Raw genomic sequence first — 20,116 nt, 5'->3', positions numbered from 1 at the left:
GCCCGCCTACCCTGCCAGACGTGAACGAGGTGGCGCCCGGCGCCGAGATCCCCTGCGTCGGCGCGGTCGTGCACGACGAGACGGGTCGGCTGCTGCTCGTCCGGCGGCGGAACCCGCCGGGCGCCGGGCTGTGGTCCGTGCCCGGTGGACGGGTGGAGGCCGGCGAGGACGACGTCCGGGCCGTCGCCCGGGAGGTGGCCGAGGAGACGGGGTTACGGGTCCAAGTGGGGCCGTTGCTGGGCGCCGTCCGCCGGGACGCCCCGACCGGCGGCGTGTACGTGATCCGCGACTACCTGTGCACCGTGGACGGCGCCACGGACCCGCGGCCCGCGGACGACGCCACGGACGCCCGGTGGGTGGACGCCGCGGCCCTCGAGACCCTGACCGTGGTCGAGGGCCTCCGGCAGGCGCTGACGGCGTGGGACGCGCTGCCTCGGGTCTGAGCGCGCTGCCGGACTACCCACCGGCCGGCTCGGGGCGGGCCGGCTGCTCCCCGCCCCGGGCGTCGAGGTAGTTCTGCTTGGGCACCATCACCTTGCGGCGGAAGACGCAGACCAGCGTCCCGTCCTGGTTGTAGCCCCGGGTCTCGACCGAGACGATGCCGCGGTCGTCCTTGCTCGTCGACTCCCGCTTGTCGAGCACCTCGGTCTGCCCGTAGATCGTGTCGCCGTGGAACGTCGGGGCGACGTGCTTGAGCGACTCCACCTCGAGGTTGGCGATCGCCTTGCCGGAGACGTCCGGCACGGACATCCCGAGCAGCAGCGAGTACACGTAGTTGCCCACGACGACGTTCCGGCGGAACTGCGTCGTGTGCTCCGCGTAGTTCGCGTCCAGGTGCAGCGGGTGGTGGTTCATCGTCAGCAGGCAGAACAGGTGGTCGTCGTACTCCGTCACCGTCTTACCGGGCCAGTGCTTGTAGACCGCACCCACCTCGAACTCCTCGAACGTGCGACCGAACTGCATGGCTGCTCCTCCTCGCGAGTGGTCCGACCGCGGCACATCGTGCCGGAGGGACCGCGCCAGCGGTGGGTGTCCTCAGTCACGAGAGTTATACTGCGAAGTATGACTCACCGGGTCGGGACCAAGGGGCAGGTGGTGATCCCGAAGGCCCTGCGCGACCAGCTCGGCATCCAGCCGGGCGACGAAGTCAGCTTCTCGCGTCACGGTGACCATGTCGCGGTCTACCGGGCAGTCCACCGCCCGCACCTTCGTGGCAGGTTCCGTGGCTCCGACCTGACTGCGCAGCTGGAGGCGGACCGCGCCGCCGACCGCGTCCGCGAGTCGGCTCCGTGAGCGTCAGCGTCGTCCTCGACTCGTGGGCGGTGCTGCGGTTCCTCGAGGACGCCCCACCAGCCGCCGACGCCGTTGCCCAGCTCCTGGAGGAGCAACGGCCGGTGATGAGCTGGATCAACCTGGGCGAGGTCCACTACGTCGTGCTCCGCGCCCACGGCGAAGACGCAGCGGCCGAGGCGACGCGTGACCTCCGTGCGCTCGTCACCTGCGTCCTGCCCGACGAGCGCACAGTCCTCGAAGCCGCCCGCATCAAGGCCGGGCACCCCCTGGCGTACGCCGACGCGTTCGCGGCCGCCACTGCTGTCCTCCACGACGCCGCGCTGTGGACCGGCGACCCGGAGCTTCTCGTCCCCGGCTCGTCGTGGCGGTGGAGGGACCTCAGAGCGCAGCCGGGTGCGCGATGATGGCCGGTATGACACGTGAGCCGGGCACGCCGGAGACCGCAGACACGCCGGAGACCTCGGAGACACCGCCGGAGCAGCCGCTGAGCGACCGGGGATCCAACCGCAGCCAGCGACCCACCTCCGAGGCGTTCAAGCGCTTCATCGCCGCCGACTGGGCCCCCCGACCGGACGCGCTGCCCCCGCGGAGCGAGGCCGCCCCCTACGCCGCCGCCCGGCGCGAACGCATCTCGGCCGCCTTCCCCGGCGACCGCCTCGTCGTCCCGGCCGGCCCGCTGAAGGTCCGCAGCAACGACACCGACTACCGCTTCCGCCCGCACTCGGCGTTCGCGCACCTCACCGGCCTGGGCACCGACCGGGAGCCGGACGCCGTCCTCGTGCTCGACCCGACCGACGGCGGCCACGAGGCGGTGCTCTACTTCCGGCCGCGCGCGGACCGCGACACCGAGGAGTTCTACGCCGACTCCCGCTACGGCGAGCTGTGGGTAGGGGCCCGCCCCAGCCTGGCCGAGGTCGAGGCCGAGCTCGGCCTGCGCTGCCGGCACGTCGAGGAGCTGCCCGACGCCCTGCGCAAGGACGTCGGCCCGGGCGGTGTGCGGGTGCGCGTCGTCCCGGACGCCGACCCGGCGGTGGAGCGCGAGGTGACCGCCGTCCGGCAGGGCAGCGGGCTCACCGCGGAGGAGTACGCCGACCTCGACGCCGCCCTCGCCGAGGCGCTGTCCGAGTCGCGCCTGGTCAAGGACGACTGGGAGGTGGCCCAGCTGCGGCTCGCGGTCGAGGCCAGCGCCCGGGGCTTCGCCGACATCGTCCGGGCCCTGCCCGAGGCCGTCGGGCACCCCAGGGGCGAGCGGGTGGTGGAGACCGCGTTCGAGTCCCGGGCGCGGAGGGAGGGCAACGGCGTCGGCTACGACACCATCGCGGCCGCCGGGGAGCACGCCTGCACCCTGCACTGGATCCGCAACGACGGCCCGGTGCGCCCCGGCGAGCTGGTGCTCGTCGACGCCGGCGTCGAGGTGGACTCCCTCTACACCGCCGACGTCACCCGCACCCTGCCGGTGGACGGACGGTTCACCGACGCCCAGCGCCGCGTGTACTCGGCCGTCCTCGAGGCGGCGGACGCCGCGTTCGCCGTCGCCCGGCCGGGGTCCCGGTTCCGTGACCTGCACGGCGCGGCGATGCGGGTGATCGCCGAGCGGCTGGCGGAGTGGGGACTGCTGCCGGTCAGCGCCGAGGAGTCCCTCGACCCCGAGCGCGGCGGGTACCACCGGCGGTGGATGGTGCACGGCACCTCCCACCACCTCGGCATCGACGTGCACGACTGCGCCCAGGCACGCCGGGAGATGTACCTGGACGCCGAGCTGCGCCCGGGCATGGTGTTCACCATCGAACCGGGCCTGTACTTCAAGGCCGACGACCTCGCCGTCCCCGAGGAGCTACGCGGCATCGGCGTCCGGATCGAGGACGACGTGCTGGTCACCGAGGACGGGGGCGAGAACCTCAGCGGGATGCTCCCCCGCCGCCCGGAGGAGGTCGAGGCCTGGATGGCGTCGCTGCGCGCCCGGTAGCCGGCGCTCGCCGGTCAGGCCAGGTCGACGGGGTCGCTGTTCGCGCCGCACAGCACGACGGCGACCCGTTCCGCCGGCTGGGGCCGGTAGGCCCCCGACAGCAGGGCCGCGGCGGCCACCGCCGCGCCGGGCTCGACGGCGAGGCGCAGCCGCTGCCACAGCAGGTGTCGTGCGGCGAGCACCGCGTCCGGGTCCACGAGCACCGAGCCCGCGCCGGCCTCGGTGAGCGCGGCGAAGCCCAGCGCGCCCAGCCGGGTCGCACCGAGGGAGTCGGCCGCGACCCCGCCGACCTCGACGTCCACCGGCACCCCGGCGGCACGGGCCCGGTGCCACGTCGGGCAGCCCACGGGCTCGACCCCCACGACGCGCGCCGTCCCCCGCAGCGCGGCGGCGACCCCTCCGGCCAGCCCACCGCCCCCGACCGCGACGAGCACCGTGTCGACGTCCGGGGCGTCCTCGGCGAGCTCCAGGCCGACGGTGCCCTGGCCGGCGACCACTGCGGGTTCGTCGTAGGCGTGGACGGCGAGCGCCCCGGTCTGCAGCACGCGCTCCCGGGCCGCGGCGAGGGCCTCGGCGTACCGGGTCCCGACGAGCCGGACGTCGGCCCCGAGGGCACGCAGCCCGGCGACCTTGGCGCCCGGCGCCGTCTCGGGGACGAAGACCGTCGCCGGGGCACCGAGCCGGGCGGCCGCCCAGGCCACCGCCAGGCCGTGGTTGCCGCCGCTGGCGGCGACCACACCGGCAGCGGGCAGGTCACCCGCGGTCAGCAGCGCGTTGAGCGCGCCGCGGGCCTTGAACGAGCCGGTGTGCTGCAGCATCTCGAGCTTCAGCGCGACCGGCGCGGCACCCGGTGCACCTCCGAGCGCCGCCGGCTCGACACGGAGCACCGGGGTGCGGCGCACGGTGCGGCCGATCCGGGCGCGGGCGGCCTCGACGTCGGCGCGGGTGGTGAGGCCGGTTCGGGTACCGCCGGTCGTCACGGTGTGTCGTGCGTGCCTGCCGGGCGGCCCTGTGCGAGGTCGGCGAGCATCTGGCGGGCCCGTCCGGCCTCCTCCTCGGCGCACAGCACCGAGTACCGGCCGGCGACGATCTGACTGGTCGAGGTGAAGTCCCGCCGGCCGCCGGTGAAGGAGTAGGAGATGACCCCGAAGAGCATCCCGAAGCCGGCGCCGATGAGCAGCGCGGGCAGGACGGTCTCGAACAGTGTGGTCCCCGGGCTGAACAGCGACAGCAGGAGACCGACGAACAGGCCGAACCACGCGCCCGACGCCGCGCCGGCAAGGGCGACGCGGGGGTAGCTGAGCCGGCCGGTGACCCGCTCGACCATCTTGAGGTCGACACCGACGATGGTGACGAGCTGGACCGGGAACTGGTGGTCCGACAGGTAGTCGACCGCCTTCTGGGCCTCGAGGTACGTCGGGTAGTCCGCGATCTCGACCCCCTTCGGCGGGGTCGGGACGGCGAGCGGTGAGCGGCCCATCGGGTTCACGTTCGACATGCGGGCATCATCCCCTACTCGGGTAGGCCTCGAGCAACCGTCGGCCGATGATCATCCGCTGGATGTCCGCGGTGCCCTCGCCGATGAGCAGCATCGGCGCCTCGCGGTAGAGCCGCTCGATCTCGTACTCCTTGGAGTAGCCGTAGCCGCCGTGGATGCGGAAGGAGTCCTCGACGACCTGGGCGCAGTACTCGCTGGCGAGGTACTTGGCCATCCCGGCCTCGAGGTCGTTGCGGTCACCGGCGTCCTTGGTCCGCGCCGCCATCACCATCATCTGGTGCGCGGCCTCGACCTTGGTGGCCATCTCCGCGAGCCGGAACAGCACCGCCTGGTGGTCGGCGATCTTCTTGCCGAAGGTCTCCCGCTGCTGGGCGTAGGCGACGCCGAGCTCGAAGGCACGCATCGCCACCCCGCAGCCCCGGGCGGCGACGTTGACCCGGCCGACCTCGACACCGTCCATCATCTGGTAGAAGCCACGCCCCGGCTGCCCGCCGAGGATCTGGTCGTCGGTGCTCCGGTGGCCGTCGAGCACGAGCTCGGTGGTGTCGACGCCCTTGTAGCCCATCTTGTCGATCTTCCCCGGCACGACGATGCCCTGGGCCGTCTCGCCGAACCCGGGCTCCTTGTCCACCAGGAACGTCGACATGTTGCGGTACACCGACTCCGCGCCGGTGTCCGTGCGGACGAGGACGGCGACGAGGTTGGCCGACGCACCGTTGGTCAGCCACATCTTCTGGCCGGTCAGCGTCCAGGCGCCGTCCTCGCCGCGGACGGCCTTGGAGCGGATGCCGGAGACGTCGGAGCCGCAGCCGGGCTCGCTCATCGAGAACGCGCCACGCACCTCGCCGGTCGCCATCCGCGGCAGGTAGCGCCGCTTCTGCTCCTCGGTGCCGTGCTGGAGCAGCATGTACGCGACGATGAAGTGGGTGTTGACGATGCCGCTGATGCTCATCCACCCGCGGGCGAGCTCCTCCACGCACAGCGCGTAGGTGAGCAGCGACTCGCCGAGGCCGCCGTACTCCTCGGGGATCGTCAGGCCGAAGATCCCCATCTCCTTCATCGCCTCGACGATCTCCGTCGGGTACTCGTCCCGGTGCTCGAGCTCGGTGGCGACGGGCAGGACCTGCTCGTCGACGAACTGCCGGACCAGGCCCAGCAGCTCCTGCTGGTCCTCGGTCAGTCCCTCGGTGTGCTGCAGACGGCCCATGCGTCCTCCGGAGTGTCGCCGACGGTCACCGCGGAGTATTGCGGCCCGGCCGGCGAACGGCGAGCCCCGGACGACGTGAGGCGGGCCACCCGCACGCCGCACGGGACCTGCCGCACCGGTTCGTCGCTTACGCGGTCCGCCGGGTGGACGCCTTCTTCGCCGCCGCGCCCTCGGTGCTCGCGCCCTGCGTGGACAGCTCGCCACCGGAGTTCTCCAGGTGGGCCCGGATGAACCAGTGGAACATCTCGAGCTGGCCGACCTGACCGACGAGCATGTCCTCGGTGACGGGGTCGATCTCACCGACGGTCTCGATCGCCTCGCGGTGGGCGCCGATCACCCCGGTGTAGACGACGTCGAGGGCGCCCAGGTGCTCGATCGCGCTGGCCCGGCCGATGCTGTAGTCGTCCCAGCTGCGCTGGGCGACGAGCGCACCGGGGGTGCCGACCGGGGAGGCCCCGAGGGTGGCGATCCGCTCGGCGACCGCGTCGACCATGGCACGGACGGCGTCGACCTGCGGGTCGAGCATCTCGTGGACGCCGATGAACTGCGGACCGGTGACGTTCCAGTGCACGTGCTTGAGCGTCATGGCCAGGTCCTGCAGGGCGTTGAGCCGGTCCTGCAGGACCTCGGCGACGCGGCCTCCGTCGTCGGTGGACAGGCCCGGGACGGTGTACGCGGGGACGGCGGCGCTCTTCTTCGTAGCCATACCCGGCACCGTATGCCGGGGCGAGGCACCGTGCACGTCGGACGCGACGTGACGCTCGCCTCGACGTGCTCAGTCCTGCGGCGGCGTCCAGCGGTCGCTGCGCTGCATCCCTGCGGCCCGGCCCTTGCCGGCGATGACGAGCGCCATCTTCCGCGACGCCTCGTCGATCATCTCGTCGCCGAGCATCGCCGCCCCGCGCTTGCCGCCGGCCTCGGAGGTGTACCACTCGTAGGCGTCGAGGATGTTCTCGGCGTGGTCGTAGTCCTCCTGGCGCGGGCTGAACACCTCGTTCGCGGCGTCGATCTGACCGGGGTGCAGCACCCACTTGCCGTCCAGGCCCAGCGCCGCCGACCGCCTCGCCACCCGGGTGAACCCCTCGACGTCCCGGATCTGCAGGTACGGGCCGTCAATGGCCTGCTGGTCGTTGGCCCGGGCGGCCATGAGGATCCGCATGAGGATGTAGTGGTAGGCGTCCCCGACGTCGTAACCGGGCGGCTGCTCCCCGACCACGAGGGACTTCATGTTGATGCTCGCCATGAAGTCCGCCGGCCCGAAGATGATGGTCTCCACCCGCGGGCTCGCCGCGGCGATCGCGTCCACCGCGATGAGGCCGCGGGCGTTCTCGATCTGCGCCTCGATCCCGATCCGGCCGACCTCGAGCCCCTCGCTCTTCTCGATCTGGGTGAGCAGCAGGTCCAGCGCGACGACCTGGTCGGCGCTCTGCACCTTCGGGAGCATGATGCAGTCGAGGTCGGCGCCGGCCCCGCTCACCACCTCGACGACGTCGGTGTACGTCCACTGCGTCGTCCAGTCGTTGACCCGGACCGTGCGCACCTTCTCGCCCCATCCCCCCTCGGTGAGGGCGGCGACGATGTTCCGGCGGGCCTCCGGCTTCGCCAGCGGGGCGACGGCGTCCTCGATGTCGAGGAACACCTGGTCGGCGGGCAGCCCCTTCGCCTTCGTGATCATCTTCGTGCTCGACCCGGGCACGGCGAGGTTGGAGCGGCGGGGGCGCAGCGTGCGGGCGGCGTCGGAGATCGGCATGGTGCCGGACGTTACCGACGAGACCCGGCGGTGTCACCGTGACCTTGCTCGCCAGGTCTGGCACGCTCGCCGGGTGAGCGAGAGGGCGACGGACCCGCTGGTCGCCGAGGCCTGCCGCCGCAGCCCGCTGGTCTGGGTCCGCGCCGCCGGGCAGCCGGCCCGGCCGGTGTGGTCCGTGTGGCACGAGGGTGCGGTCGCCGTGGTGGTGGGCGGCGAGGAGCAGCCGGACCCGGTCCCGGACGACGTCCGCGAGGTCGAGGTCGTCGTCCGGAGCAAGGCGACCGGCTCCCGGCTGCTGACGTTCCCGGCCCGGGTGGAGGTGCTCGACCCGGGCGACCCGGTGTGGGCGGCGACGGTGGAGGCGCTGCGCGCCGAGCGGCTCAACGCCGCCGACCCCGAGACCCTGCCGCAGCGGTGGGCGACCGGCTCCCGGGTGCTGCGCCTCGTCCCGGCCGGTCCACCGACCGAGCAGCCAGGCGGCTACGACGACGCCTCCGGCGCGTCCCCTCCGGTCCCGACCCCGGCGGTCACCGTCCGGCGGAGTCCGTTCCACCTCGGCGGACGCCGCCGCCGCTGACGTCCGCAGGGACCGGGCCGCCAGGTGCCGGCGGCGGCACGACGATCCGCCCGGAGGAGACCGGGACGACGTCCCCGGCGACCCGGGCCGCGACCGCCCGCCCGCCGGCGGCGTCCACCTCGACGTGCAGGTGGGACGGCCGGCCCATCTCCACCCCCTGCAGCACGGTGAACCGGCTGGTGCCCTCGGCGGGCAGCAGCCCCGAGGCGACGGCGAAGACGCCCAGGCCCAGCGCCGCCGAGCCGGTCGCGGGGTCCTCGGCGACACCGAGGTCGGGGGCGAACATGCGGGCGCGCACCGGGTGCCCCTCGTTCCAGTCGAACAGCAGCACGCTCCCGACGCCGCGCAGGGCCCGCACGTCGGCCTCCGCCCGCGCGAGCGCGTCCCCGCGCACGCCCAGGTAGCAGAAGTCGATACCGGTGCCTGCCGTCCGCGGAGCCGGGCCGGCCAGGTCGGCGACGGCCAGGCCCACGGCCTCGAGCACCGCCTGGGCGTCGACCTCAGGGCCCAGTGACGGCGTCCCGCCGGTCAGCAGGACACGGCCGCCGTCGGCCGCCACCTCCAGCGGCAGGTCCCCGGCGCCGCAGGCCTGCACGACCCGCCCGGCGGGAACGTGCCCGCGCCGGGCCATCAGCCACGCCGTGCCGACCGACGGGTGCCCGGCGAAGGGGAGCTCGGTGCGCGGAGTGAAGATCCGCAGCCGGTAGTCCACGCCGCGCTCCCGCTCCGCCGCGGTCGGTGCCAGCGGGAACGCGGTCTCGGACAGCGCGAACTCCACGGCTATCGCCTGCAGCTGCGCGGTGTCCAGCGCCTCGGCGCCGAGCACGACCGCGAGCGGGTTGCCGCGGAAGGGTTCGCTGGTGAACACGTCGACGACCTCGAAGGCCAGGGTGTCGCTCACAGGGCGACTCTAGAGCCGGCCGATAACCTGCCCCGTGTGAGCGGTGCGCCGGCGAGGGTGTTCGTGGCGCGCCTGGCCGGCTTGCGCGTCCTGGACCCCCTCGGGGACGAGGTCGGCCGGGTGCGCGACGCCGTCGTGCTGTTCCGGCCAGGGCGCCGTCGGCCACGCGCGGTCGGGCTCGTCGTCGAGGTCCCCGGCCGGCGGCGGGTGTTCCTGCCGATGACCCGGGTCACGTCGATGGACGCCGGCCAGGTGATCAGCACGGGCCTGGTCAACATGCGCCGGTTCGAGCAGCGGCCGACGGAGACCCTCGTCATCCACGAGATGCTCGAGCGGACCGTCCGGATCGTCGAGACCGGCGAGGAGGCCACGGTCGAGGACGTCGCGATCGAGCAGCTGCGGACCCGTGACTGGGAGCTGTCCAAGGTCTTCGTCCGCAAGGGCACCCACCGCGGGCTGCGCCGCCGCGGGGAGACCCTGCTGCTCGACTACGAGGAGGTCACCGGCCTGGCCGGCCACCAGCTCGAGCAGGGCGCGACCATGCTGGCCGCCTCCCTGGAGGAGATGAAGGCGGCCGACATCGCCGACCTGCTGCACGACCTGTCCGACAAGCGGCGCCTGGAGCTGGCCGCGGCCCTGGACGACGAGCGGCTGGCCGACGTCCTGGAGGAGCTGCCCGAGGACGACCAGGTGGAGATCCTCTCCGCCCTGCGCCGGGAGCGTGCCGCCGACGTCCTGGAGGCGATGCAACCGGACGACGCGGCGGACCTCCTCGGCGAGCTGCCCGCCGACCAGCAGGAGCAGCTGCTGCTGCTGATGGAGCCGGACGAGGCCCGGGACGTGCGCCGCCTGCTCGCCTACGGCGAGAACACCGCCGGCGGCCTGATGACCACCGAGCCGGTCATCCTCGGCCCGGAGGCCACCGTCGCGGAGGCGCTGGCGCACGTCCGGCGCTCCGAGCTCTCACCCGCGCTGGCCGCCGCGGTGTTCGTCTGCCGCCCCCCGCTGGAGACCCCCACCGGTCGGCTGCTCGGCGTCGTCCACATCCAGCGGATGCTGCGGGAGCCGCCGCACCAGCCGATCGGGGCCATCCTGGACCCGGACGTCGAACCGATCGGCGTCGACGCCCCGCTCGGACTGGTCACCCGCCGCCTGGCCACCTACAACCTCGTGTCGTTGCCGGTCACCGACGACGACGGCCGGCTCCTCGGCGTCGTCACCGTGGACGACGTCCTCGACCACATCCTGCCCGAGGACTGGCGTGAGCAGGACGAGCTGCACGCCGAGGCCGAGGAGCAGACCGGGCCACCGGAGCAAGCACCGCAACAGGCGCCGGAGCAGGCACCGCAGCAGGAGGGCTCCGGTGGCTGAGGAGCGCGAGCGCGACCAGCGGGAGCGGCACCGCCGCGGCCACCGCCGCCGCGGCGAGGGGCTGGACACCCCGCGCGAGGCCCGCCGTCGCCTGGTGCGCCGCCCGAGAGTGGACCCCGAGGCGTTCGGGCGCTGGTCGGAGCGGATCGCCCGGTTCATGGGGACGCCACGCTTCCTCGTCTACATGACGGCGTTCGTCGGGGTGTGGCTGGCCTACAACACGTTCGCCCCGCCGGAGCTGCAGTTCGACCCGCGGGCGCTGAACTACACCCTCCTGACCCTCATCCTGTCCCTGCAGGCCTCCTACGCCGCCCCGCTGATCCTGCTCGCGCAGAACCGGCAGGACGACCGGGACCGGGTCGCCTTCGAGCAGGACCGGCAGCGGGCGGAACGCAACCTCGCCGACACCGAGTACCTGGCGCGCGAGGTCGCCGCGCTGCGGATCGCGATGCGGGAGGTGGCCACCCGCGACTTCCTGCGCTCGGAGCTGCGCAACCTCCTCGAGGAGCTCGAGGAGCACCACCGCTACACCTCGGGGCCCGACGTGCCGAAGTCGCAGGAGTGAGCGAGCCCACCGTCCGCAAGCGTCTCGGTGACGTGCTGGTCGAGGCCGGTCTGCTGACCGTCGAGGAGCTGCACACCGTTCTCAACGTGCAGCGGGAGCGGCCCGGGCCGCGCAAGCGGCTCGGCGAGCTGCTCGTCGAGCTCGGCTACGCCGACGAGCGAATGATCAGCCTTGCCCTCGCGGCGCACCTCGGGCTGGGCACGATCGACCTGGGCCGGACACCGCCCGCCCCCGACGTCGTCCGGCTGCTCCCCCGGCAGGTGGCCGAGCGCAGCTCGGCGGTCGTCGTCGACCGGGACGGGGACTCCCTCGTCGTGGCGATGTCCGACCCCACCGACGTGATGGCCCTGGACGACGTCCGGCTGCACACCGGGGTCGCGGACGTCACCGTCGTCGTCGCGGGGCAGTCGCAGATCCGCGACCACCTGACCCGGGCGTGGGCGCTGGGCCAGGACGACCCTGGTGTCACCGCGATCCTCGGCGACGCGGTCGACGACGACCCCGACGACCCGGGGGCCGGACCGGACGACGACGCCCCGATCGTCCAGCTCGTCAACCGGGTGCTCTCCGACGCCGTCCGGCTGGGAGCCTCGGACATCCACGTGGAGACCCAGCGCGAGGCGCTGCGGGTGCGCTTCCGGGTCGACGGGCTGCTGCGTGACGTGATGACCACGAGCCGACGGGTGGCACCCTCGGTGATCAGCCGGCTCAAGATCATGTCCGGCCTCGACATCGCCGAGCGCCGGGTGCCCCAGGACGGGCGCACCCGGATCGTCGTCGACGGCACCCCCGTGGACTGCCGCGTCTCGAGCCTGCCCGGGCTGCACGGCGAGAAGGTCGTCATCCGGCTGCTGACCCGCGGTGACCAGGTGACCCCGCTCGCCGAGGTCGGCTTCGAGCCCGGCCAGCTCGCGGTGTTCCGCTCGGCGCTGTCCGTCCCCCAGGGGCTCGTGCTGATCACCGGGCCGACCGGCTCGGGCAAGACCAACACGCTGTACTCGGCGATCGCCGAGATCCTCACCCCGGAGAAGAACATCGTCACCCTCGAGGACCCGGTCGAGGTGCAGCTGCCCGGGATCACCCAGGTGCAGGTGAACACCCGGACCGGGATGACGTTCCAGGCCGGGCTGCGCTCGGTGCTGCGCCAGGACCCGGACATCGTGCTCGTCGGCGAGGTCCGCGACGCCGAGACCGCCGAGCTCGCCCTGCGCGCCTCGCTGACCGGGCACCTCGTGCTCACCACCCTGCACACGAACTCGGCGGTCGCCGCGCTCACCCGGCTCGTCGACATGGGCGTCGAGCCGTTCCTCGTCGCGTCCTCGCTGACCGCGTCGCTGGCCCAGCGGCTCGTCCGCCGGCCGTGCCCGACCTGCGCCGAGAGCTACGTGCCGGACGAGGCGACCCTGGCCCTGCTCGGGCTGCGCCTCGACGACGTCCTGGACGCGACGCCGCTGCGCGGCACCGGCTGCCCGGAGTGCGGCGGCACCGGCTACCGCGGTCGCACCGCGGTGTTCGAGGTGCTCGAGGTCGACGCCGGTATGCGCAGCGTGCTGCTGAAGAACCCGTCGGAGGACGCGGTGGGCGCGCAGGCCCGCGCTGCCGGGATGATGACGCTGCGGGCCGCGGCGATCGAGAAGGCGCGGCGCGGGGAGACCACCTTCGAGGAGGCCGTCCGGGTCACCCACAGCGACGCGAGCGGGGGCCGGCACTGCCCGGCGTGCGAGCGCCCGGTCGCCCACGACATGCTGGTCTGCCCGTGGTGCACGACGACGCTGGACCGGGGCCACTGCGGCTCCTGCAACCGCGCCCTGGAACCGGACTGGCGGGTCTGCCCCTGGTGCCGGACCGCCGTCCCCTGAACAGCCGTCCTGACCAGCCTCCTGCTGGACCGCCGCCTGCTGGACCGCGGTCTCGTGCGCCTCCGCCAGGACCTACCCTGGGGGACATGCCCTCCCCGACGATGGACGCCGTCCGCGAGGCCCTGGCCCGCGTCGACGACCCGGAGATCCGCCGGCCGATCACCGAGCTCGACATGGTGAAGTCGGTGGACATCGCGCAGGACGGCTCGGTCGACGTGGCCGTCTACCTCACGGTGGCGGGCTGCCCGATGCGGGACACGATCACCCGGGACGTGACCCGGGCGGTGAGCGAGGTGCCCGGCGTCACCGCGGTGCGGGTGGAACTCGACGTCATGGACGACGACCAGCGTGAGGCGCTGCGCACGAAGCTGCGCGGCGGGCAGGTGGCGCGGGAGATCCCGTTCGCGCGCCCCGGCTCGCTGACCCGTGTCTACGCGATCGCCTCCGGCAAGGGCGGCGTCGGCAAGTCCTCGGTGACCGTCAACCTCGCCGCAGCGATGGCCGCCGACGGGCTGCGGGTCGGCGTGGTGGACGCCGACGTCTACGGCTTCTCCGTGCCCCGGATGCTGGGCGTGCAGCAGGCACCGACCCAGGTCGACGACATGATCCTGCCGCCGGTCGCGCACGGCGTGAAGGTCATCTCGATCGGCATGTTCGTGCCCGGCAACCAGCCGGTGGTCTGGCGCGGCCCGATGCTGCACCGTGCCCTCGAGCAGTTCCTCTCCGACGTGTTCTTCGGGGACCTCGACGTGCTGCTACTCGACCTGCCGCCGGGAACCGGCGACATCGCCCTGAGCACGTCCCAGCTGCTGCCCGGGGCGGAGGTGCTCGTCGTCACCACCCCGCAGACGGCCGCGGCGGAGGTGGCCGAGCGCGCCGGGTCGATCGCCGTGCAGACCCACCAGCACGTCGTCGGGGTCGTGGAGAACATGTCCTGGCTCGAGCTGCCCGACGGCAGCCGGATGGACGTGTTCGGGTCCGGCGGCGGCGCAGAGGTCGCCGCCCGGCTGACCCGGTCGATCGGCGCGGAGGTCCCGCTGCTCGGGCATGTCCCGGTGGACGTCGCACTGCGCGAGGGCGGCGACTCCGGCACGCCGGTCGTCCTCGGGCACCCGGACTCCCCGGCAGCGGTCGCGCTGCGCGGGGTCGCCCGCCAGCTCTCCCAGCGCGCCCGCGGGCTCGCCGGTCGCAAACTCGGCCTGTCCCCCGTCGCCCACTAGCCCCGACCTCCCACCAGACGCGATCTCTGGAGGGTTTCCGGGGTCTCGAAGCGGGCTGAGACCCCGGAAGGCCTCCAGAGATCGGGGGTCAGGTGGCCTCGTCGTCGAAGGGTGGCGGCGCCCCGGGGACCGCGGGACGTCGTCCGGAGGTGTAGCGACGTCCTGAGGACGTCGACCGGGTAGCGGGTCCCGAGGACGTGGACCGGGTGGAGGCCGCGCCGGGGTCGTCGTCCCACGCCTCGCTCAGCGCGTCCTTGACGATCCGCCGCGGGTCGTACTGGCGGGGGTCGAGCTTGCGCCAGTCCACCTCGTCGAACTCCGGGCCGAGCTCCTCGCGGACCTGCTCACGGGCATCGAGCGCCATCCGTCGCAACCGGCGCACGAACGAGCCGAGCTGGGCGGCGTAGTCCGGCAGCCGCTCCGGGCCGACGACGAGCAGCACGACGACGAGCAGGACGAGAAACTCGCCGCCGTTGATGCCGAGCACCTCAGCAGCGTATCCGGCGCGGCTCAGTCACTCTCGGCCTCCTCGAGCTCGAGGGTGACGTCACGGTCCTGCCCGTCCCGCCGAACGGTCAGGGTGACCGAGTCGCCGGGGCGCTGCGCCCGGATCGCGACGATGAGCTCGTCGGGGTCGGTGACCGGGCGACCCTCGAACGCGACGATGAGGTCTCCGGGCCGGATACCGGCCCGGTCCGCCGGCCCACCCGGTGTGATGACCGGGCGGTCGTCCGGGGTCTCCTCGACAACCTTGACCCCCTCGCCGCGGTAGCTGCTGTCGAGCAGCACCCCGATCACCGGGTACGTGGCCCGTCCGGTGTCGATGATCTCCTGCGCGGTCCGGGCCGCCTGGGTGCTCGGGATGGCGAAACCGAGGCCGATGTTCCCGGCGCCCTGCAGACCGCTGCCCGGGGCGCGGGCGATCGCGGAGTTGACGCCGATCACCCGGCCCTGCAGGTCGACGAGTGGGCCACCGGAGTTGCCCGGGTTGATCGCCGCGTCGGTCTGGATCGCGTTGATGAACGCGCTCTCGTCGCCGTTGCCGGCCGACACCGGCCGGTTGAGCGCGCTGACGATCCCGGTGGTCACCGTGCTCTCCAGCCCGAGCGGGGCGCCCACTGCGACGACGGGGTCGCCGACGACCACCGCGTCGGAGTCGGCGAGCTCGAGGGCCGGCAGGCCGGTGCGGTCCACGCGCAGCACGGCGAGGTCGTACCCGGTGGTGCGGCCGACGACCTCGGCCTCGGCCTGGGACCCGTCGGAGAACACGACGACGATGTCGCCGCTGTCGACCCCGTTCGCCACGACGTGGTTGTTCGTCAGGACGTACCCGTCCGCACCGATGACGAAGCCGGAGCCGCTGCCCTGACCGCCGGGGAACGTCACCTCGATCGACACCACGCTCGGCAGCACCCGGGCGGCGACCCCGGCGACCGAGTCCGCGGGCCGGTCGACGTCGGCGGGCTCGGCGAGCTCGAGCCGAGGCGCCGACCCAGTGGTCCGGTCGTGCAGCCACGCCCCGGCGTACCCGGCCGCGAGCGAGGTGAGCAGGACGGCGGTGAGGGCGAGCAGCGCGGGCACGACGCGCCGCCGGGGTGGCCGGTGCGCCGGGACGGAGCCTGCCTGCCCCGCCGGGTCGGTGTCGGGGAAGTCGGGGCCGTCGTGGCCGACGAGGGGACCGTCCTGGGGTCGGTCCCACCAGGACGGCGTGCTCCCGCCGGGGGGTGACTGCTCGCCCATGCCTGCTCCTTCGCCGCGTCCGTGGGCCACAGTGTGCCGGGCGGCCTCAGGAGCCGCTCAGCAGGGCGCCGACGACGTCGGCGCCCTGGCCGACCCGGTCCCACAGGCCCGGCTCGTCCGCCGGGCGGTGCGGCAGGACCTCGACGAGCCGGTCGAGCACCTCGGGCGGGGCGTCGGCGACGACGGTGACGACGACGTCCCCGCTCTGCCACACCCCGTGCCAGGGCACGTGGTGCCCTCCGCCGGAACGAGCCGCCGCGGCGAGCACCTCGTCGAGGACGGCCACCCGCGCCGCGGCGTCGGCGGGGCCGATCCGGCCCCGCTCCTCGATCACCGACACCGTGGCGCGCCCGTCGGAGTACGTGAGCTGAAGCACCGGGCTGCCGTCGACGAGCAGGCTGCGGGCCTGGACGAGGTGGAGCCGGTCGTCCAGGCGCGGCGGGCACGGCCACCCCTCGGCCCGAAGCGCGTCCAGATCCTCGGCGCCCAGAATCTCGGCGTCCAGCTCCTCGGCGGGCATGCTCCCGGCGGACGTGCTCCCGGCGGGCAGGCTCGCGGCGGGCACGCTCGCGGCGGGCACGCTCCGGCCAGGCATGTCGGCCAGGACGGCGACCGGCTCGGGGGCGGTTCCCGCCACCGAGCCGAGCACGGTCAGCGCGACGAGACCGAGAACGGCGGCGGACAGCGCGCCGGCCCCGGCCAGGGCCAGCGAGCGGCGACGCGGGTCGCGGCGCGGCCACGGGACGGGCGCTGGGACAGGGGTCCCGGGCACCCGGTCGGCACGCGGCGGCAGCGGACCGGTAGGACCGCCGAGGCGAACGAGCCGGTCGACGAGCCCGTCCGGCGGGGCGGGGGCGGCCGCGGTGGCCAGCCGGTTGCGCACGGCACGCTCGGCGGCCACCTCGGCCCGGCAGTCCGGGCAGCCGGCGAGGTGCGCGACGGCCCGCTCGGCGGCGTCCGGGGACAGCCGGCCGTCGACGAGGTCGGTGACCCGGTCGCCGAGGTGGCTCACCGGGACCTCACCTCTGCCTCACGGTGGGCGAGCAGCGCGCGCAGCTGGGCCCGGCCGCGGTGGATCCGCGAGCGGACGGTGCCCAGCTTGATCCCGAGGGCGGCGCCGACCTCCTCGTAGGACAGCCCCTCGACGTCGCACAGCACGACGGCGGCGCGGAAGTCCGGGGGCAGCTGGTTCAACGCGTCCTGGACGTCGTGGTCGAGGTGAGCGTGCTCGAACGCGCGCTCCGGCCCGACGTCCGTGCCCGGCAACCGGTCGGCGGCGTCGTCGGCGAGCGGGTCGAAACGGATCCGCTGCCGGCGCCGGACCGTGTCGAGGAACAGGTTCACGGTGATCCGGTGCAGCCAGCCCTCGAAGGTACCGGGCGTGTAGCTCGACAGGGACCGGAAGACCCGGACGAAGACCTCCTGGGTGAGGTCCTCGGCGTCGTGCCGGTCGCCGGTGAGTCGGTAGGCCAGTCGGTAGACCCGGGCGGAGTGCTCGCGGACCACCTGCTCCCAGGTGGGCGGCACCCACGGCTCGTCGGCCACCTCGGCCCTCCTCGTCGTCGTCGGCCCGGTCAGCCCGGTCAGCCCGGTCGGTCCGGTCGGTCCGGTCGGCTTGTCGCCTCCTGCAACGCCGCGGTGCGCCCGGTGGTTCCCGCGGCCGAGCGACCGCCCCGCCAACTAGGGTGTCACCACCACGACGAGGAGGTGCGTCATCAGCGCAGCCAAGCCCGCCAGCTGGGCCTACGCCGAGCAGTTCGTCCCCGAGGACGAGGTGACCGAACGCGCCCGCGCCCGCGCCGAGGAGCTCGGGTGCGTCCCCGTGGGGGCCGGGGTGGGCGCCGCCCTGCGCGTGCTGGCCGCTGCCTGCGCCGCCCGCTCCGTCGTCGAGGTGGGCACCGGCACCGGGGTCTCCGGGCTGTACCTGCTGCGCGGTATGCCGGCGGACGGCGTGCTGACCACGATCGACGTCGAGCCCGAGCACCACCGGGCCGCCCGCGAGACGTTCACCGAGGCGGGGATCCGGTCGAACCGCACCCGGCTGATCACCGGCCGGGCGCTGGACGTGCTGCCGCGGCTCACCGACCACGCCTACGACCTCGTGCTTCTGGACGCCGACAAGCAGGACCTGGACGCCTACCTCGAGCAGGCGCTGCGGCTGCTGCGCCCCGGTGGGGTGCTCACCGTGGACAACGCCCTGTGGCACGACAAGGTCGCCGACCCGGCGCAACGGGACGAGACGACGACGGCGATCCGCGAGCTGGGCAAGCGGGTCCGCGACGACGAGCGACTCGTGCCGGCGATGCTCCCGAGCGGCGACGGCCTGCTCGTCGCCGTGGTCAGCGCCGGCTGAGGTCCTCGAGCCACCTCAGCAGCAGGCGGGCGCCGTAGCCGCTGGCGCCCTTCGTCACCTCGTGCTCGTCCTTGTCGGCGCGGGCCGGCCCGGCGATGTCGAGGTGCACCCAGCGCCGGCCGCCGACGAACTCACGCAGGAACAGTGCCGCGGTCACCGAGCCGCCCCCGACCTTGGGGTCCGACGGCACGTGCCGCAGGTCCGCCACGGTCGAGTCCAGCGCCGGCCGGTAGTCCTCGACGAGCGGCATCCGCCAGACCAGCTCACCGGTGGCCTCGGCGGCGGCCTGCAGCGCGCCGGCGAGGTCGTCGTCGGCGGTGTAGAGAGCCGCGTGCCGCCGTCCCAGGCCCAGGGAGGCCGCCCCGGTCAGCGTGGCGACGTCGACGAGGACGTCGGGGGCGAGCCGGGCATCGGCGAAGGCCAGGGCGTCGGCGAGCACCATCCGGCCCTCGGCGTCGGTGTTCGCGACCTCCACGGTCCTGCCGCCCCAGACCCGGACGACGTCGCCGGGGCGGTAGGAGGACCCGGACACGGCGTTCTCGGCGAGCGCCAGCAAGGCGGTCAGGCGCACCGGCAGCCGGCGGCGCGCCGCGGCGACGACCGCTGCCAGGACCACGGCGGAGCCGGCCATGTCGGTCTTCATCGGCACCATCGCCTCACGCGGCTTGATCGACAGACCGCCGGAGTCGAAGGTGATGCCCTTGCCGACGAGGACGACGTGCTCGGCGCGCCGGGCTCGGGGGCTCCAGCTCACACGCACCAGCCGTGGCGGGGAGGCGGACCCGCCGCCGACGGCGACGAGGCCACCGAACCCCTCGGCAGCCAGCCGCCGCTCGTCCAGCACCTCGACCTCCAGGCCGGGGACGGTGGCGGCGACCTCAGCGGCCCGGTCGGCCACCCACTGCGGCGTCTTCGTCGAGGACGGCGTGTTGGCCAGGTCGCGGACCAGCCAGGTCGCCTCGGCGGCGGTGCGGACGGCGTCCAGCACGTCGTCGTCCGCGGGCGCCCCGAGCAGGACCACGTGCCGCACCGGGGCCTCGGGGCCGCTGGTGACACCGGTGCGCGGGGGCCGGTAGGACGCGAGCAGCAGGCCCTCCGCGAACGCCCGGACGACGTCGGGCGCCGCACCGGCGACCACGGAGGTCGCCAGCCGGCCGCGGCCCCGCACCGCGCGGGCCAGGGCGGCACCGGCGCGGCGCAGGTGCACCGTCCCGCCGTCACCGGTCCCGACGAGCAGCAGCCGCTGCGGCAGGCCGCTGCCGGCGGGCACGGGCACACCGGCGACCTGGCCGGGGTTACCGGTGACCCCGAAGGAGTCGACGAGCCCGCCCAGGTCGAGCCCGGCGGCCGCGAGCACCTCGGCGGTGCCCGGTCCCGCGGACGGCGACTCGCCGTCCCGGCGGACCGGGACGGCGAGGACGTCGACACCCGTCAGGTCGGCCGCCGGCGGGGACACCTCGGCCGTGGTGGACAGCTGCGGCAGCTCATCGGCTGCGGCGGTCGGCACCTCCTCGGCGGCCGTCAGCCGACGACCGAGCTGATGGCCTCGCCCAGGTCGCTGGCCTCGTCCGGCGTCATCTCGACGACGAGCCGGCCACCGCCCTCGAGCGGCATCCGCAGCACGATGCCGCGACCTTCCTTGGTCACCTCGAGCGGGCCGTCACCGGTCCTCGGCTTCATCGCGGCCATGGGCCGATCCCCTTCCTGTCAGCGGCGTCCCTGCCACCGTCCGGGCGTGCGCCCACGGCACCGCGGGACGTGATCGTCGGCCATTATCGCCGGTCGGCGAGCGGTCGGGAAACCGGAGCGCGTGCGG

Annotated in this window: 23 protein-coding genes; 10 read left to right on the top strand and 13 right to left on the bottom strand. The window is 74.1% G+C overall.

Going from position 1 to position 20,116, the window contains the following annotated elements; all coding sequences use genetic code 11:
* Positions 1-20: 20 nt before the first annotated feature.
* Positions 21-443: an NUDIX hydrolase gene (locus ACFP6A_RS04915; protein ID WP_379601992.1), complete on the top strand. Its 423-nt coding sequence runs from the start codon at positions 21-23 to the stop codon at positions 441-443.
* 13 nt (positions 444-456) lie between these two features.
* Here ACFP6A_RS04915 and ACFP6A_RS04910 read toward each other — a convergent pair whose 3' ends face one another.
* Complete coding sequence (locus ACFP6A_RS04910) at positions 457-963, bottom strand: MaoC family dehydratase (RefSeq protein WP_379601990.1); 507 nt, start codon at positions 961-963, stop codon at positions 457-459.
* A 99-nt stretch (positions 964-1,062) separates the two neighbouring features.
* On the opposite strand from ACFP6A_RS04910, the gene ACFP6A_RS04905 reads away from it, so the two are divergent.
* The 3 genes from ACFP6A_RS04905 to ACFP6A_RS04895 are packed head-to-tail and all read left to right on the top strand — an operon-like array spanning position 1,063 to position 3,259.
* On the top strand, positions 1,063-1,293 hold the full coding sequence (locus tag ACFP6A_RS04905) for an AbrB/MazE/SpoVT family DNA-binding domain-containing protein (protein ID WP_379601988.1): 231 nt from the start codon (positions 1,063-1,065) through the stop codon (positions 1,291-1,293).
* Complete coding sequence (locus ACFP6A_RS04900; protein WP_379601986.1) at positions 1,290-1,697, top strand: PIN domain-containing protein; 408 nt, start codon at positions 1,290-1,292, stop codon at positions 1,695-1,697. The genes ACFP6A_RS04905 and ACFP6A_RS04900 overlap by 4 nt, the downstream gene beginning before the upstream one ends.
* Positions 1,697-3,259, top strand: a complete 1,563-nt coding sequence (locus tag ACFP6A_RS04895) for an aminopeptidase P family protein (RefSeq protein ID WP_379601985.1) — start codon at positions 1,697-1,699, stop codon at positions 3,257-3,259. Before ACFP6A_RS04900 ends, ACFP6A_RS04895 begins: the two co-directional genes overlap by 1 nt.
* A gap of 14 nt (positions 3,260-3,273) precedes the next feature.
* Here ACFP6A_RS04895 and ACFP6A_RS04890 read toward each other — a convergent pair whose 3' ends face one another.
* The 5 genes from ACFP6A_RS04890 to ACFP6A_RS04870 all read right to left on the bottom strand — a co-directional run bounded on the left by ACFP6A_RS04890 (position 3,274) and on the right by ACFP6A_RS04870 (position 7,714).
* Positions 3,274-4,239: a serine/threonine dehydratase gene (locus ACFP6A_RS04890; RefSeq protein WP_379601983.1), complete on the bottom strand. Its 966-nt coding sequence runs from the start codon at positions 4,237-4,239 to the stop codon at positions 3,274-3,276.
* Complete coding sequence (locus ACFP6A_RS04885; RefSeq protein ID WP_379601981.1) at positions 4,236-4,757, bottom strand: general stress protein; 522 nt, start codon at positions 4,755-4,757, stop codon at positions 4,236-4,238. Before ACFP6A_RS04885 ends, ACFP6A_RS04890 begins: the two co-directional genes overlap by 4 nt.
* A 7-nt stretch (positions 4,758-4,764) precedes the next feature.
* A complete protein-coding gene (locus tag ACFP6A_RS04880) occupies positions 4,765-5,964 on the bottom strand; it encodes an acyl-CoA dehydrogenase family protein (RefSeq protein WP_379601979.1) in 1,200 nt (399 codons plus the stop codon).
* Positions 5,965-6,091: 127 nt separating this feature from the next.
* A complete protein-coding gene (locus tag ACFP6A_RS04875) occupies positions 6,092-6,670 on the bottom strand; it encodes a Dps family protein (RefSeq protein ID WP_379601978.1) in 579 nt (192 codons plus the stop codon).
* Positions 6,671-6,739: 69 nt separating this feature from the next.
* The gene (locus ACFP6A_RS04870; RefSeq protein ID WP_379601977.1) at positions 6,740-7,714 is read right to left on the bottom strand and encodes an HpcH/HpaI aldolase/citrate lyase family protein; all 975 of its coding nucleotides are present in this window, start codon (positions 7,712-7,714) and stop codon (positions 6,740-6,742) included.
* A gap of 73 nt (positions 7,715-7,787) precedes the next feature.
* On the opposite strand from ACFP6A_RS04870, the gene ACFP6A_RS04865 reads away from it, so the two are divergent.
* The gene (locus ACFP6A_RS04865; protein WP_379601976.1) at positions 7,788-8,291 is read left to right on the top strand and encodes a hypothetical protein; all 504 of its coding nucleotides are present in this window, start codon (positions 7,788-7,790) and stop codon (positions 8,289-8,291) included.
* Here ACFP6A_RS04865 and ACFP6A_RS04860 read toward each other — a convergent pair.
* Positions 8,242-9,192: a PhzF family phenazine biosynthesis protein gene (locus tag ACFP6A_RS04860; RefSeq protein WP_379601975.1), complete on the bottom strand. Its 951-nt coding sequence runs from the start codon at positions 9,190-9,192 to the stop codon at positions 8,242-8,244. The genes ACFP6A_RS04865 and ACFP6A_RS04860 overlap by 50 nt on opposite strands.
* 36 nt (positions 9,193-9,228) lie before the next feature.
* Between ACFP6A_RS04860 and ACFP6A_RS04855 the strand changes: the two genes are divergently transcribed.
* The 4 genes from ACFP6A_RS04855 (at position 9,229) to ACFP6A_RS04840 (ending at position 14,207) form a co-directional block, all read left to right on the top strand.
* A complete protein-coding gene (locus tag ACFP6A_RS04855; protein WP_379601973.1) occupies positions 9,229-10,563 on the top strand; it encodes a magnesium transporter MgtE N-terminal domain-containing protein in 1,335 nt (444 codons plus the stop codon).
* Entirely contained in the window at positions 10,556-11,128 is a 573-nt protein-coding gene (locus ACFP6A_RS04850; protein ID WP_379601972.1) for a DUF1003 domain-containing protein, read from the top strand. The genes ACFP6A_RS04855 and ACFP6A_RS04850 overlap by 8 nt, the downstream gene beginning before the upstream one ends.
* The gene (locus tag ACFP6A_RS04845; RefSeq protein ID WP_379601971.1) at positions 11,125-12,987 is read left to right on the top strand and encodes an ATPase, T2SS/T4P/T4SS family; all 1,863 of its coding nucleotides are present in this window, start codon (positions 11,125-11,127) and stop codon (positions 12,985-12,987) included. Before ACFP6A_RS04850 ends, ACFP6A_RS04845 begins: the two co-directional genes overlap by 4 nt.
* Before the next feature lie 86 nt (positions 12,988-13,073).
* Positions 13,074-14,207: an Mrp/NBP35 family ATP-binding protein gene (locus ACFP6A_RS04840; protein ID WP_379601970.1), complete on the top strand. Its 1,134-nt coding sequence runs from the start codon at positions 13,074-13,076 to the stop codon at positions 14,205-14,207.
* Positions 14,208-14,295: 88 nt separating this feature from the next.
* Here the strand turns inward: ACFP6A_RS04840 and ACFP6A_RS04835 are convergent, their stop codons facing one another.
* The 4 genes from ACFP6A_RS04835 to sigE are packed head-to-tail and all read right to left on the bottom strand — an operon-like array spanning position 14,296 to position 17,534.
* Positions 14,296-14,694: a twin-arginine translocase TatA/TatE family subunit gene (locus tag ACFP6A_RS04835; protein ID WP_379601968.1), complete on the bottom strand. Its 399-nt coding sequence runs from the start codon at positions 14,692-14,694 to the stop codon at positions 14,296-14,298.
* A 23-nt stretch (positions 14,695-14,717) separates the two neighbouring features.
* Entirely contained in the window at positions 14,718-15,947 is a 1,230-nt protein-coding gene (locus tag ACFP6A_RS04830) for a S1C family serine protease (protein WP_379601967.1), read from the bottom strand.
* A gap of 46 nt (positions 15,948-15,993) precedes the next feature.
* Positions 15,994-16,959: a zf-HC2 domain-containing protein gene (locus ACFP6A_RS04825; protein WP_379601966.1), complete on the bottom strand. Its 966-nt coding sequence runs from the start codon at positions 16,957-16,959 to the stop codon at positions 15,994-15,996.
* On the bottom strand, positions 16,956-17,534 hold the full coding sequence (gene sigE / locus ACFP6A_RS04820; protein ID WP_379602169.1) for an RNA polymerase sigma factor SigE: 579 nt from the start codon (positions 17,532-17,534) through the stop codon (positions 16,956-16,958). The genes ACFP6A_RS04825 and sigE overlap by 4 nt, the downstream gene beginning before the upstream one ends.
* A gap of 127 nt (positions 17,535-17,661) precedes the next feature.
* Here sigE and ACFP6A_RS04815 point away from each other — a divergent pair, with 127 nt between their 5' ends.
* Positions 17,662-18,300: an O-methyltransferase gene (locus ACFP6A_RS04815; protein ID WP_379602168.1), complete on the top strand. Its 639-nt coding sequence runs from the start codon at positions 17,662-17,664 to the stop codon at positions 18,298-18,300.
* Here the strand turns inward: ACFP6A_RS04815 and ACFP6A_RS04810 are convergent.
* Complete coding sequence (locus tag ACFP6A_RS04810) at positions 18,287-19,807, bottom strand: leucyl aminopeptidase (protein ID WP_379601965.1); 1,521 nt, start codon at positions 19,805-19,807, stop codon at positions 18,287-18,289. The genes ACFP6A_RS04815 and ACFP6A_RS04810 overlap by 14 nt on opposite strands.
* Positions 19,808-19,821: 14 nt before the next feature.
* Positions 19,822-19,989 carry a DUF3117 domain-containing protein gene (locus tag ACFP6A_RS04805; protein ID WP_379601963.1) on the bottom strand — a complete coding sequence of 56 codons (168 nt, stop codon included), beginning with the start codon at positions 19,987-19,989 and terminating at the stop codon, positions 19,822-19,824.
* Positions 19,990-20,116 lie beyond the last annotated feature (127 nt).

This window comes from Quadrisphaera sp. GCM10027208, from assembly GCF_042658805.1.
GTDB lineage: Bacteria > Actinomycetota > Actinomycetes > Actinomycetales > SCSIO-59966 > SCSIO-59966.
This window is presented reverse-complemented; position numbering and strand designations above follow the sequence as displayed.